Source organism: Serratia sp. LS-1, assembly GCF_003719595.1.
GTDB classification, from domain to species: Bacteria; Pseudomonadota; Gammaproteobacteria; order Enterobacterales; family Enterobacteriaceae; genus Serratia; species Serratia ureilytica.
This window is the reverse complement of sequence record NZ_CP033504.1, coordinates 4,552,591-4,565,128: the sequence shown is the minus strand read 5'-3', so window position 1 is coordinate 4,565,128 and position 12,538 is coordinate 4,552,591. Positions and strand designations below refer to the sequence as shown.

Here is a 12,538-nt window from a genome sequence, read left to right as displayed (position 1 = left end):
CGGCGGCCGGGGAGCGCTACTTCAGGAAATCCTTCACGTCCAGCAGGATGAACTCGTTGTCATCCGCCATATTGGGCTGGCGGCTGGAGGAGAACGGGAAGTTGTTGTCGTTGCCGATGATGATGTGGTTGGCGTCCACCACGTCCACGTTCTCAATGGTGAAGAACGGGAAGGTCAGCACGCCGTCGTTCAGTGGCTTGCGCGCCAGCTTGTTCGGATCCTGAATGTTCATCAGGTCGATATAGCCCAGTTTTTCGACCGGTTTGCCGACGTTGGCGTCCGAGAAAGCGATTTTATACACTCGCTTGAACTTGGCCACCTGGCTGAAGCAGTTGTCGGTTGGCGCGCCGGCGGCGCAGGCTTTATCCGGCGTGCCTTCGCCGTTGTCGCGCTCGATCACCAGCCCGTGGGTGGCGTCGATCATGTTGAAGTCGCCGATGGCATTCTGGTTGTCTTCCAGTACGTACTGCCAGCTGCGGCCGGTCCATGCCTGCTGTTTGACGTCGAACTCCAGCACCCGCAGGTAGCGTTTGCCGCCGACGTTCTCGAACTGTTCGCCATCCCACAGCGCCCCTTCCAGCAGCGGGTACAGCTTACTGCCGTCCGGTGAGGCGGCCATGCCTTCAAAGCCTTTGGAACGCGCCACCTGGAAGTTCTGTTTGCCGTCCGGCGCGCCCGGCAGGGTCAGCGTCGGGTTGTCCGGCGATTTCACCACCTTGCCGTCCACTTTGGTGTCGAACACCGCCAGCACCTTGCCGTTCAGGTCGGCCTTGATTAGGTAAGGCCCGAACTCTTCACCGATCCATAAGGCATCGTCGGCAAACTGGAAGCTTTCCGGATCGAAATCGCTGCCGGTCAGATAGCGCTGCTCGGTGCTCTCGTTGATGATGTGGAACGGCACCTTTTTATCCGGATCGTGCAGGAACACCGTCTTCAGCGGCGCGACCGTGCCGTCTTTGAAATCGATCTTGTAGTGGTTGAGGTACAGCATGGCGTCCGGGGAGTTGGCCTTGCTGCCGAAACCATTGTCGGTCAGCACCCAGTAGGTGCCGTCGGGCATGTGTTTGATGCCGGAGTGGCCCTGCAGCGGCTGGCCGTTGATCGGCAGGCCGAGGCCGGTCAGGCGATCGGCGGATTTACCCGCCACGCTGCCCAACTCGGTGACGCGTTTCCCGCTGGTGTATTTGCCGCTCTGCTGCAGATCGCTCGGCGCGTCCTTCGGTGTGGAAACGGCGGATTTCACCGGCAGCAGCGCATGCCCCGCCAACGTCGCCGGCACCGGCTGCGCGTCGGCCCACAGGTTGGCGCTCAGCGCCATGCAGCCGACCAGCAGCGCCAGCCGGGTTTTGGTGTTGTGCATGTCATTGTCCCTTTTCGTTGTTATCGCCCAGAAGTAAAAGCAACGTCACTATAGGGAGCGGCAATGACAGAAATATTATTCGGCGAACGCCCGCCGGTAGCTGTGCGGATGGAAGCGCCAGGTGATGGCGATCAGCACCACCACCAGCAGCGCGTGGATCTGCCAGTCCAGCACGAAGCCGCCGCTGTAGTCGCGCAGCAGGCCGGAAAGGTAAGGCGTGACACCCGCCAGCAGGAAGCCAACGCCCTGCATAAAGGCCACCAGCCGCCCGGCCGCCGCCGGCTGGTGCAGGTGATCGAGCGCCAACACCAGGCACAGCGGGAACGCGCCGCCCAACCCCAGCCCGGAAAGCAACACCCACAGCCACGGCAGCGTTTGCGGCAGGTAAATCAGGCCGATAAAACCGATCAGTTGCATCATCAGCGCCAGCAACAGCAGCGGCCGCCGGTCATGATTGCACGCCAGCGCCGGCAACAGCAGCGCCCCCACCACCTGGCCGAAGGTCATCAGCGCCAGCAGCGAACCGCTGGCCTGCGGCTGCCAGCCGAGCTGCATGTAATACGGCGGCAGCCACGCAATCAGGCTGGTATAGCCGCCATTGATCAGGCCGAAATAGGCGCCGAGCAGCCAGGCGCGCCGGTTGCGCAGCAGGCTTGGCCCGCGGTTTTCGCCCGCCGCGCCCAGGCGAGACAGCCCACGGCTGACCGGCCACCAGGCCAGCAGCGCCACCAGGGCCGGCAACGCCCACCAGGCCAGTGCGCTGTGCCAGTCGTGCCCTACGCTCATCAGCCACGGGGTGATCGCCGCCCCCAACCCGCCACCGCCCATCAGCGCCGCCGACCACAGCCCGGCCACCAGCGCCATGCTTTTGAGGAAGTGATGCTTGATGATGCCGGGCATCACCGCCTGGATCACCCCGATGCCGAGCCCGCCCAGCACCGCGCTCATCAGCAGTTGCACGCTGCCGGGGGCCAGTTCGCGCCAAAGCGCGCCCAGCCCGATCGCCAGCAGGCTCAACGCCACGGCGCTGCGTTCGCTGAACAGTCGGTTGATGGCGCCGCCCGCCAGCGCCATCAGGCCCATCATCAGCACCGGCAGCGTGGTCAACAGCGCCGCGCCGCCAAAACTCAGCCCGGTAGCCTGGCGCAACGTCGGCAGCAACGGGCCAATCGAGGTCAACAGCGGCCGCATGTTCAGGCCGATCAACACCAGCGCCAGCAGCAGAGGGTTGAGCCAGCGGCGTGGAGAAGGTGAATTAACAGAATGATTTAACACGGCATATTCCTGGTACTGCGAAATGAAGAGTGCGGCGTCACAGCGCGATCGCCGCAGCGTTGCGTTACTGTAGGCAACGCCGCTAGTATTGGGAAATTAAATAATAAAATAGCCAACAGTGGGAAAATGAATCGCTACCCGATGTTCAATCCGCAGCTGCTGCTCAGCTTCGTCGCCGTGTGCGACAGCAACAGCTTCACCCGCGCCGCAGAGCGGGTGTTTTTGTCGCAGTCCACCGTCAGCCAGCAGGTGCGCCGGCTGGAAGAGATGCTGGGCAAGCCGCTGTTTGAGCGTTCCTCGCATCAGGTGCTGCTGACCGAAGAAGGCGTCAAGCTGTTGAGCTACGCGCGCCGCATTATCGCGCTGAATGAAGAAGCCCACGATGCGCTGACCGGCATCTGGCGCGACGGCGTGCTGCGGATCGGCATGCCGGAAGATTTCGCCGTGCCCACCACCGGGCTGCTGGCCGAATTCAGCCGCGAGCACCCGCACCTGCGGCTGGACGTCGCCAGCGGCCTGAGCGCCGATCTGCACAACGCCTACGCGCGTGAAGAGCTGGATCTGATCCTGGTGAAGCAGCGCCGCCGGCAACCGCCGCGCGCCGCGCGGCCGGAACCGCTGCTGTGGCTGGACAGCCTGGCCTTCCCGGCCATCGAGCAATCGCCGGTGCCGCTGGCGGTATTTCCACTGAACGGCCTGTACCGCGACGAGCTGTGCCAGGCGCTCGACAACCTCGGCAAACGCTGGCGCATCGGCTACAGCAGCGCCAGCCTGGCGGCGCTGACCGCCGCCTCCGCCGCCGGGCTGGGCGTCACCCTGCTGCCGGCCGGCTGCCGTCTGGCGACGCACCGGGTGCTGGGCGCGGCCGAAGGATTGCCGCCGATAGACAGCTTCGAACTGGCGCTCTACTACCGCGACGGCGCCCCCGCCGCCACGCTGGCGCTGGCCCAGCGGCTGGCGGCGTTTTGCGGGCTGAAGTAAGGCATCTTACGCCACTATCTGCGGATGTTCGCGCTGCAGCCAGTCGATAATCCGTACCCACAGCGCTTCTGTCTGCTCAAGGCAAGCCTGTACCGCCGCGTCCGTCACCAAGTCGCCGGAATAATCCGCCACGTTGCGCTGTTTTCGCAATGCATCCAGGCAGATCATTTCCTCTCGCGGCAGCCCTACGGTGAGCGGCAACGATTGGATCATGATCTGGTGATGGCCGGGTTTGCTGGTCAGCGTGCGGTATCCTTTGGCTTGTAAAGCGGCATTCGCCATTTGCATGACCGCCTTGTATGCCGTGTCGAAACGGCTCTCATTGCTAAGCTGAGTGATACCCGCATCGCGTCGGTTGCGAGCGGCGGCGGCCAGCAATTTTTTAATCGCCCCCGCGTCAGGCGTTATCACCTCCAGTCCCAGCCCGACCAGATTGTCCAGCGTCATCCTTGTCTCCCACAATCCAGAGTTGGGGTTTATCCATAATGTCCTGAATAAACGCGGAGTTCTCGGCCAAAGCCGCTCGCCACTCTTCAGGCGAATACAGTTTGGGGTTAATTTCCCGACCCAGCGTTGCCTGCAGCGGGTAAACCGCCTGAATCACCTCCGCAAAAGACAGTTTGCCGACGATCAGAACATCGATATCACTGGCCGCCGTCGCTTTGCCACTGGCGACAGAACCAAAAATAAAAGCGCGTTCAATAGCTTCGCCAAACGCTGCCAATGTCTGCCTTAAGCACTCCGCCGGCCCGCAAACCTTGCGGAAAATCGCCGCCAGCTCAGGGAAAATCAGGCAATCGGCGTTGGCCTGATAGCAAATTTGGTTGCCCTGCCGCTGCCTGAGCAAGATGCCGCTCTCCGCCAACCTGCTCAACTCTTTATGTAAAGTGCCGGCCTGAGTTGCGGTGCGCCGCGCAATTTCTCGCACATGAAACGCACGCCCGGCTTCAATAAACAGCAGGCTTAGCACTTTTCTACGGTATTCGCTGAACAGCAACTCGAGCATCGGATCGTGCATAACGCTGACCTCAATGTAGCTTTAATGACTACAAATGTAGCCATTAAAGCTACGAAAGAGCAAGCCAGGAAAATCCTTGCCCCGGCGCACGCCGGTCATTACCAAATCGAATAGTCACCAGTGGCAAATGTCGCTGCCAACCGGCCGGTTCCTCTCCTAAATTGGGGGATGTTTTCACCCACCTCACCTCTGGATTAAGGAACCGAACGTGGAAAACCCTCAACAACCGGGCCGCAGAGCCTTCCTCAGCCAAACCGGCAAACTCACCACCGCCTGCGCGGTGATCGGCCTGACCGGCGGCATGGCGCAGGCCGCTTCGCCTGGCGGCGAGCCGTGTGCGCCAACGCCGATGACCCTGACCGATCGCCACTACTGCCTGAGCGAGGTGCGGCTGGAAGACGGCTTTGAATACGACGGCGAAACGGTGATCGGCACCCGCACCGCGCTGTACACCCTGGAGATCAAAGACGGCAAGATCGCCGCCATTCACGCCGCCAACGCCGCGTTGCCGGCCGGCGTGCCCCGCTATAAGGCGCAGGGCCGGCTGCTGCTGCCGGCATTTCGCGACATGCACATCCACCTGGATAAAACCTTCTACAGCGGCCCGTGGCAGGCGCCGCGCCCGCGCCAGGGCAAAACCATCATGGACATGATCGCGCTGGAGCAGACACTGATCCCGACACTGCTGCCCACCTCGCAGCAACGGGCGGAAAACCTGATCGCCTTGCTGCAGTCCAAAGGCAGCACCGTGGCACGCAGCCACTGCAATATCGATCCGGTCAGCGGCCTGAAAAGCCTGGAGCACCTGCAGCGCGCGCTGGAAAACCACCGGGCGGACTTCAGCTGTGAAATCGTCGCCTTCCCGCAGCACGGCCTGCTGCACTCCAGGGTCGATGCGCTGATGCGCGAAGCGATGCAGATGGGCGTGCAGTACGTCGGCGGGCTGGATCCGACCAACGTCGACGGCGCGATGGAGAAATCGCTCGACGCCATGTTCCAGATCGCCCTCGATACCGGCAAAGGCGTGGATATCCACCTGCATGAAACCAGCCCGGCCGGGGTCGCCGCCATCAACTACATGATCACCACCGTGGAGAAAAACCCAGCGCTGCGCGGCAAGGTCACCATTAGCCACGCTTTCGCCCTGACCACGTTGACGCCGGGCGAACTGGCGGAAACCGCCACCCGGCTGGCGGCGCAGCAGATCACCATCGCCTCCACGGTGCCGATCGGCGGCCTGATGATGCCGCTGCCGCAGCTCAGTGAGAAAGGGGTGTTCGTGATGACCGGCACCGACAGCGTGATCGACCACTGGTCGCCGTTCGGCACCGGCGACATCCTGGAGAAGGCCAATCTGTACGCCCAGCTGTACCGCGGTTCCGACGAGTATCACCTGTCGCGCGCCATGGCCATCTCCACCGGCGGCGTGCTGCCGCTGGACGATAAGGGGCAGCGCGCCTGGCCGAAAGCCGGCGATGCCGCCGAGTTCGTGCTGGTCAACGCCAGCTGTTCCGCCGAGGCGGTCGCCCGTCTGCCGGCGCGCAGCGCCACCTTCCATCAGGGGCGCCTGGTCGCCGGCCAGGTGAGCAAAGCCTAAGGTCGGTCCGTTGTTGTCATCATGATGGCCGTTTTTGGCCTTCTGCCAGAGTAAGGCGCGGCGCAAGATGGTCGCTACACACACTGGCGGAGGGCCGAAAATGTCACAGAGCGCGTTATTGATCATCGATGTCCAGCAATCATTCCAGCACCGTCCATTCTGGCAGGAGGACGATCTGCCGGCGTTTCAACAGGCGCTGACCCGCCTGATCGCGGGCTGCCGACAGCGCGGCGCGGCCCTGGTCGACGTGCTGCACGTTTCGCCGCAAGGGCCGTTCTCACTGGCTTCGGGCCATGTGCAGCGCCTGCCGTTCCTCACCCACCAGGCGGATATCACCATACACAAGCATGTGCACAATGCGCTGACCGAATCCGGCCTCAACGCCTGGCTGCGCGAGCGGGACATCAACCACCTGATCGTCTCCGGCATCCGCACCGAGCAGTGCTGCGAAACCACCACCCGGGTGGCGTCCGATCTCGGTTATCGGGTGACTTTCGTCACTGAGGCGACGTTAACCTTCCCGATGCGCCATCCCGGCGGCGAAGTCTTTACCCCCGCGCAGTTGAAGCGGCATACTGAAACCGTACTGGTCGATCGTTTCGCCCGCATCGCCAGCGTGGATGAGGCGCTGGCGCAACTCGCACAGGAGTAACCATGTCGCAGGCCGTCTATTTTCTGCTGTTGCCCAACGTGCTGTCGCTGGACGTCAGCGGCCCGGCGGAAACCCTGCGCCTCGCCGGGCAGTTCAGCCTGCGTTACCTCAGCCCGGCGCCGCAGATCGTCTGCTCCATCGGCATGACGCTGAGCGGCCTGCAGCCGTTGCCCGAGCGCCTGGAAGACGGCGCCATCCTGGTGCTGCCGGGCGTCGGCGATTCGCAGCGCTATTTCGCCGGAGAGGAGGCCGAGCAGGTGCGCCGCTGGCTGGCGACGCTGCGGCCCGATCTGCAACGGCAGCGCATCACCCTGGTGTGCATCTGTTCCGGCGCGCTGCTGGCGGCGCAGGCCGGGCTGCTCGACGGCTATCAGTGCACCACCCACCACGACGTCATCGAACGTATCCGCCTCCAGGCGCCGGCGGCGCAGGTGAAAGAGAACCGCATCTTCGTCGAAGACCGTGGCGTCTACACCAGCGCGGGCATCACCACCGGCATCGATTTGGCGCTGCACCTGGTCCACCGCCACTGTGGCTCCGGCCGGGCGCGCGACGTCGCACGCGACATGGTGGTTTATTTCCGCCGCGCCGGCGACGATCCGCAGCTGTCGCCCTGGCTGCGCTACCGCAACCACCTGCACCCGGCGGTGCACCGCGCGCAGGACGTGATGGCCGCAGAGCCGGAGGCCGACTGGTCAGTGCCGCAGATAGCGGAGAAGGCGCACGTCAGCAGCCGCCACCTGGCGCGGCTGTTTCGCAGCCACGTCGGCATCAGCGTGCGGGAATATCATGAGCAGCTGCGGCTGGCGGTGGCGCAACAACGCCTGCAGCAAGGGTATGGCTTGGAGAAGGCCGCGCTGGCGGCTGGGTTTTCTTCCGGGCGGCAACTGCGCCGCGCCCAGCAGCGCCAGCGCTCGCCGCTATGACACCAGCCGGCGGGTATCCAGCCGCTGCAGGCCGACAGACAGCAGCAGGCTGGCCCCCAGCGCCACGCCGAACACCCAGAAGATATCCAGCAGCGGGTGGCCGGTGAAATCAAGGTGCCGATTGCGCATCACGTTGACGATAAGGGCGTGAAAACCGTAGATCGCCAGCGAATGACGGGAAAATACGCTCAGCCAGCCGATCGGCTGCGGCAGACAGTGTTTCACCCACACCAGCAGCGCCACCGCCGCCATAAACACCAGCGGGCCGCTGTAGATGTAGTAGGTATCGGCGAAGTTGCCGTTGATGAACAGCTGATGCTTGGTGCCGCGCGCAATCAGCGCCACGCACAGCGCAAATCCCAACGCCGCCAACCAGCCCACGGCGCGCCCGCGCGCCTCCATCATGCCAATCGCCCGTCCGGCCAACGCATACAGCAGGTAGTAGAAGGTATCGCCGTAGATATACAGGTTAACCGGCAGCAGATGCGCGTTGCCGAAGGTCAGCTTATCGGTATTCGGGTTGGCGATCGCCGCCAACATCACCAGCGCGACGGCCAGGTAGCGGCGCGATACCGGTTTGACGCTAATCAGCGGCGACAGCAGGTAAATCACCGCGATGGCGTAGAAAAACCACAGATGATAGAACACCGGCTTTTGCAGGATGCCGCGCAGCGACGGCCAGAAACCGATCTTGGTGAAAGCCGCGATATAGATCAGCGCAATGGCGCTGTAGAACAGAATGCAGCAGAGGATGCGGGTGAAATGCCGCCGGCCGGCGCTCTTTTCGCCGAAGAACAGGTAGCCGGAAATCATGAAGAACAGCGGCACCGACACGCGCGACAGTGAGTTCAGCACGTTGGCGATGTCCCAGTTGTGCAACCCTATCGCCGCGCCGTTGGTGACGTAATAGGTGGTGGCGTGGATCATCACCACCATCATGCACGCCATCGCCCGCAGGTTGTCTATCCAGCCGATTTTCTCGCTCAAACGCTCGCCCGATCTTGTGTCATATTGATATGTTAAGAAGAGGTTATCGGGCACGGCGTTCGGCGACAACCCAAAAGCGAAATATCAGAATGCACTTAAACAACACCTTATGATTGCGAAGGTGAACAATTGGCGGCAAAATAGCCGCCATAACTCGCTCAGTTTGCGCTTCCCGCCCTGGCAGTTCCTTTTTCTCTTTTACTATCAGTACAATAATATGAAAACGACATTACCACCTGCGGCACGTTTGGGCCGGCAGGCGCTTTTATTCCCTCTTTGTCTGGTGCTGTTCGAGTTCGCCACCTATATCGGCAACGATATGATTCAGCCCGGCATGCTGGCCGTCGTGGCGGATTTCAACGCCGGCGAAGAGTGGGTGCCCACCTCGATGACCGCCTATCTGGCCGGCGGCATCTTCCTGCAGTGGCTGCTCGGGCCGCTGTCGGATCGCCGCGGCCGTCGCCCGGTGATGCTGGCCGGGGTGGCGTTCTTTATCGTCTCCTGCCTGGCGATCCTGCTGGTCACCACCATCGAGCAGTTCATCGCCATGCGTTTCCTGCAGGGCATCGGCCTGTGCTTTATCGGCGCGGTCGGCTACGCCACGATTCAGGAGTCGTTCGAAGAGGCGGTGTGCATCAAAATCACCGCCCTGATGGCTAACGTGGCGCTGATCGCACCGCTGCTGGGGCCGCTGGCCGGTGCGGCGCTGATCCACGTCGCACCGTGGCAAAGCATGTTCGTGCTGTTTGCGGCGCTGGCGGCCATCGCCTTCTACGGCCTGTGGAAAGCCATGCCGGAGACCGCCACGCTGCAGGGCGAGGCGTTCTCCGCCGCCAACCTGTGGCGCGACTACCGCCAGGTGCTGGGCAACCGCCGCTTCCTGTGCGGCGCCCTGGCGATCGGTTTCGCCAGCCTGCCGCTGCTGGCCTGGATCGCCCAGTCGCCGGTGATCCTGATCAGCGGGGAGTCGTTGTCGACGCTGGATTACGGCCTGCTGCAAATCCCGGTGTTCGGCGCGCTGATCCTCGGCAACCTGACGCTGGCGCGCCTGACCGGCAAAAACAGCGTGGAGCGCCTGATCAAGCTGGGCGCAGGCCCGATGCTGCTGGGGCTGCTGATCGCCGCGCTGGCGACTCAGTTCTCCAGCCACGCCTACCTGTGGATGACCGCCGGCCTGAGCCTGTACGCCTTCGGCATCGGCCTCGCCAACGCCGGGCTGTACCGCCTGACGCTGTTTTCCAGCAACGTCAGCAAAGGCACCGTGTCCGCCACCATGGGCATGCTGAGCATGATGGTGTTCACCGTCGGCATCGAGCTGGCCAAGGTCGCCTACGTCTGGGGCGGCAGCGGGTTGTTCAACCTGTTCAACCTCATCAGCGGCCTGTGCTGGCTGACGTTGGTGGCGCTGTTCCTCGCCAAACGCCGCAACGGCGATCCCACCCCGCAGCCGAACGGCGCGGCATAAGCGCGACGATAAAACGCCGGTCTGGTTTCCCGACCGGCGTTTTTTATGCGGCTTCAGCCGAGCAGCCCCCCCAGCGCATACCCCGCCCCCACCACCGCTACCGCCAACAACAGCAACGCCGACAGGACGGAGATCGCCCGTCGCGCGCGCTGCAATGCCGTTCCCGACAGCAGGGTGATATAGGCCAGCAAGATGGCGAAGTCCATCAGCACCCACAGCGCGGTCAGCAACGTCAGGCTGCCGCCGACCGAGGGGGTGACGGCGATGAACTGCGGAAAAAAGGCGACGAAGAAAATGATGTCCTTAGGGTTGGCGATGCCCACCAGAAAACCGTTCACGATCGCCGAGCGTTTTTGCGGCGGCGCAACGGGCCGCGCATCGGGGGCCGGCGAGGAGAAATCCTCATACAGCGAGGCGATCGCCATGCGGGCGATAAACAAGCAGCCCAACAGGCTGATCCCCTGCAGCATGCGCCTTTCGACGGCGAACAGCCCGGTGACGATCAGCGCAGCGATGCCGATCAGCAGCAGTGAGGCCCCGTTGCTGCCCAGCGCGGTCCACAGCGCCCGCCGGGCGCCAAAGCGCGTCGCGGTGTTGGCGACCATTACCACCACCGGCCCCGGCGTGGCGATAAGCAGGAAAATAGCGGCGAAATACGCCGCCAGCAACGACAGGTTCATCTTTATTTCACTCACATTCAGACGGTTGGCATCGGATCATTATGATGCCGCCGCCCCCGCCTTGAAAAAGGAGTAATCCTGTCGTTTACTGTGAATCAGACTCATCCTGAGAGACGCCGCGATGGCCAGTTCCCTTCCGCCGCTTTACGCCCTGCGCGCCTTCGAAAGCGCCGCCCGCACCGGCTCGTTCACGCTGGCCGCCGACGCGCTGCATCTCACCCCCAGCGCCGTCAGCAAGCATATCAAAACGCTGGAGCAGCACTTTGGCTGTCGCTTGTTCCAGCGCAATGGCCCGCGCATCGAGGTCACCCCGCAGGGAAAAATCTTCGCCGCCGAGCTGCAGCAGGGGTTTGCGCGCATCGAGCAAGCCTGCGAGCTGTTCAGAAGCCACCGCGATCTGCTGCGGCTGAAGGCGCCCTCTACCCTGACCCTGCGCTGGCTGCTGGACTGCCTGAGCCGGTTCCGGCAAACGGCGCAGGCGTTCGAAGTGCAGGCAGCCAGCGTGTGGATGGACATCGACAACGTGGACTTTTTCAGCGAACCCTACGACTGCGCCATTCTGCTCGGCAACGGCTATTTCGGCGCCAACACCGCCGCCGTAAAACTGTTCGACGAATGGCTGATCCCGATTTGCGCCCCTGCGCTGCTCGCCGACGCGCAGCGCGATCTTGCCGCCTGCCCGCTGCTCCATCCTTCGCCCGATCGGCGCGACTGGCGGCGCTGGCTGCAAAAAAGCGGCATCGCGACCCCGATCGATCTTATGCGCGGCCAGGTATTTGATTCGCTGGAACAGGGCAACGCGGCGGCCATCGCCGGGCACGGCGTCTCGATCGGCGATCTGGCGCTGAGCCTGCGGACGATTGAGGAGGGGTTATTGGCGGTGCCCTGTGACGCCGCCGTGCGCACCGGCGACGGTTACTATCTGGTTTGGCCGGAGGAATCGGCGAAACGGCCGCTGATCGAGCGTTTACAAGCGTTTCTCGCCGCCCAAACGCCCGACGTCAGCCGGGCCGCCGTCAGGTTTATCGGGTAGGGGAATTCGGCCTATCGCTCTTCGCGGGTATGCCAAATACGCAGAACATAAATCGTTGCCGGCTGCACCTGGTAACGTATCTCATAACGGCCGACCAGAATACGCCTCACTTCCTGCGGTAAAAACTCGTCCAGTCTTTCACCCAGGCGAGGATTATCGAGCAACGCTTTAGGCGCGGCGACCAAGGCCTTCACCGAATTCGCTGCCGCAGTGCGGTTAGCCAAGGCAAGAAACTCAAACAAACGCGCCAAATCCGATAGCGCCTTACTCGTCCATTTTAACTCCATCAGCGCGGTACCGGCAGCGGCTCGTCACTGTCCAGGCTGGCCGCCCAGGCTTCTACCGACTCATGATCGATAACGTTTTGCTGTTCGACATCGGCCAGCGCCGCCAGCGTTAACCGACGGCGCTCTTCCTCTTGCTCAAGCCAGGCGGCGAGGGCTTGCTTCACTATCCATCCCCGTGAGCGTTCAAGTTTGGCGGCCATTTCATCCACCTTTTCAGCCAAAGGCAGCGGGACATGAGCGGTGATGACTTTCGTATTCATCGTCTTGCTCCTCAGTA

Annotated in this window: 14 protein-coding genes; 6 read left to right on the top strand and 8 right to left on the bottom strand. The window is 62.9% G+C overall.

Annotation, left to right across the window (positions count from 1 at the left end; all coding sequences use genetic code 11):
- Positions 1–16: 16 nt before the first annotated feature.
- Entirely contained in the window at positions 17–1,360 is a 1,344-nt protein-coding gene (locus EDY99_RS21780) for an esterase-like activity of phytase family protein (RefSeq protein ID WP_123062061.1), read from the bottom strand.
- A 75-nt stretch (positions 1,361–1,435) separates the two neighbouring features.
- Positions 1,436–2,635: a cyanate transporter gene (locus EDY99_RS21775; RefSeq protein ID WP_033645099.1), complete on the bottom strand. Its 1,200-nt coding sequence runs from the start codon at positions 2,633–2,635 to the stop codon at positions 1,436–1,438.
- Positions 2,636–2,761: 126 nt separating this feature from the next.
- Between EDY99_RS21775 and EDY99_RS21770 the strand changes: the two genes are divergently transcribed.
- Positions 2,762–3,616, top strand: a complete 855-nt coding sequence (locus tag EDY99_RS21770) for a LysR family transcriptional regulator (RefSeq protein WP_060660099.1) — start codon at positions 2,762–2,764, stop codon at positions 3,614–3,616.
- A gap of 6 nt (positions 3,617–3,622) precedes the next feature.
- On the opposite strand, the gene EDY99_RS21765 is transcribed toward EDY99_RS21770, so the two are convergent.
- Together EDY99_RS21765 and EDY99_RS21760 are read right to left on the bottom strand one after the other, a co-directional pair.
- A complete protein-coding gene (locus tag EDY99_RS21765; RefSeq protein ID WP_033645101.1) occupies positions 3,623–4,063 on the bottom strand; it encodes a hypothetical protein in 441 nt (146 codons plus the stop codon).
- On the bottom strand, positions 4,014–4,634 hold the full coding sequence (locus EDY99_RS21760) for a nucleotidyltransferase domain-containing protein (RefSeq protein WP_033645102.1): 621 nt from the start codon (positions 4,632–4,634) through the stop codon (positions 4,014–4,016). Before EDY99_RS21760 ends, EDY99_RS21765 begins: the two co-directional genes overlap by 50 nt.
- Positions 4,635–4,842: 208 nt before the next feature.
- On the opposite strand from EDY99_RS21760, the gene EDY99_RS21755 reads away from it, so the two are divergent.
- The 3 genes from EDY99_RS21755 to EDY99_RS21745 all read left to right on the top strand — a co-directional run bounded on the left by EDY99_RS21755 (position 4,843) and on the right by EDY99_RS21745 (position 7,809).
- Positions 4,843–6,231 (top strand): amidohydrolase family protein, encoded by a 1,389-nt coding sequence (locus tag EDY99_RS21755; RefSeq protein WP_033645103.1) that lies wholly within the window; start codon positions 4,843–4,845, stop codon positions 6,229–6,231.
- A 100-nt stretch (positions 6,232–6,331) separates the two neighbouring features.
- Positions 6,332–6,883, top strand: coding sequence for an isochorismatase family protein (locus tag EDY99_RS21750; protein WP_046688011.1), 552 nt, complete (start codon positions 6,332–6,334; stop codon positions 6,881–6,883).
- A 2-nt stretch (positions 6,884–6,885) separates the two neighbouring features.
- On the top strand, positions 6,886–7,809 hold the full coding sequence (locus EDY99_RS21745) for a GlxA family transcriptional regulator (RefSeq protein ID WP_069100549.1): 924 nt from the start codon (positions 6,886–6,888) through the stop codon (positions 7,807–7,809).
- Here EDY99_RS21745 and EDY99_RS21740 read toward each other — a convergent pair.
- Positions 7,804–8,796 (bottom strand): acyltransferase, encoded by a 993-nt coding sequence (locus tag EDY99_RS21740; RefSeq protein ID WP_123062060.1) that lies wholly within the window; start codon positions 8,794–8,796, stop codon positions 7,804–7,806. The genes EDY99_RS21745 and EDY99_RS21740 overlap by 6 nt on opposite strands.
- A gap of 217 nt (positions 8,797–9,013) precedes the next feature.
- On the opposite strand from EDY99_RS21740, the gene EDY99_RS21735 reads away from it, so the two are divergent.
- Positions 9,014–10,261: an MFS transporter gene (locus EDY99_RS21735; RefSeq protein ID WP_033633516.1), complete on the top strand. Its 1,248-nt coding sequence runs from the start codon at positions 9,014–9,016 to the stop codon at positions 10,259–10,261.
- A 53-nt stretch (positions 10,262–10,314) separates the two neighbouring features.
- Here EDY99_RS21735 and EDY99_RS21730 read toward each other — a convergent pair whose 3' ends face one another.
- A complete protein-coding gene (locus tag EDY99_RS21730) occupies positions 10,315–10,941 on the bottom strand; it encodes a LysE family translocator (RefSeq protein WP_033645107.1) in 627 nt (208 codons plus the stop codon).
- Between the two features lie 121 nt (positions 10,942–11,062).
- Here EDY99_RS21730 and EDY99_RS21725 point away from each other — a divergent pair, with 121 nt between their 5' ends.
- Positions 11,063–11,974 carry a LysR family transcriptional regulator gene (locus EDY99_RS21725; RefSeq protein WP_033645108.1) on the top strand — a complete coding sequence of 304 codons (912 nt, stop codon included), beginning with the start codon at positions 11,063–11,065 and terminating at the stop codon, positions 11,972–11,974.
- A gap of 11 nt (positions 11,975–11,985) precedes the next feature.
- On the opposite strand, the gene EDY99_RS21720 is transcribed toward EDY99_RS21725, so the two are convergent.
- A complete protein-coding gene (locus EDY99_RS21720) occupies positions 11,986–12,261 on the bottom strand; it encodes a type II toxin-antitoxin system RelE/ParE family toxin (protein ID WP_033636570.1) in 276 nt (91 codons plus the stop codon).
- Positions 12,261–12,521 carry a CopG family ribbon-helix-helix protein gene (locus tag EDY99_RS21715; protein ID WP_033639076.1) on the bottom strand — a complete coding sequence of 87 codons (261 nt, stop codon included), beginning with the start codon at positions 12,519–12,521 and terminating at the stop codon, positions 12,261–12,263. The genes EDY99_RS21720 and EDY99_RS21715 overlap by 1 nt, the downstream gene beginning before the upstream one ends.
- Between the last annotated feature and the right edge of the window lie 17 nt (positions 12,522–12,538).